Source organism: Kiloniella spongiae (genome assembly GCF_001026905.1).
Classification (GTDB): Bacteria; Pseudomonadota; Alphaproteobacteria; order Kiloniellales; family Kiloniellaceae; genus Kiloniella; species Kiloniella spongiae.
This window is the reverse complement of record NZ_LAQL01000067.1, coordinates 1-403: the sequence shown is the minus strand read 5'-3', so window position 1 is coordinate 403 and position 403 is coordinate 1. Positions and strand designations below refer to the sequence as shown.

Below are 403 nucleotides of genomic sequence, written 5' to 3'. Positions count from 1 at the left end.
ACTGTGATACCGCTGAGATCAACATCACTGTCTCCAACTGGCGCATCAAGCTTAAAGCTGCTGTCCAGACTTGTAACTCCTGGCTTAAGAGTTACCGTAATCACAACATTACCATTATCAAGAACCGCAACAGCACTCGCAACAGACGCATCAGATGTCAAAGCACCCAGATCAAGCTCACCAACATCAACTCCTGTAGAACCTGGGAAGGTTACAACAACTGTTGTCAGCTCATCCGTCGCATTACCAGAAGACGCCTTGATAGAAACTTCATTATCAACACTATCCTCTTTTATCGCACTCGCTCCTCCGCCAAGCGCAAGAGCAACTGTAGGATTAACATCACCCGGCTTAACTGTAATCGTAAAGCTGTCTGTATCTGTATAAGTATTGTCACTGATAT

At 45.2% G+C, this 403-nt stretch carries 1 protein-coding gene; it reads right to left on the bottom strand.

Features of this window, described 5'->3' with window-relative positions; genetic code table 11:
• On the bottom strand, positions 1–403 hold a 403-nt coding region (locus WH96_RS22230; protein WP_047766196.1), incomplete at both ends, for a hypothetical protein.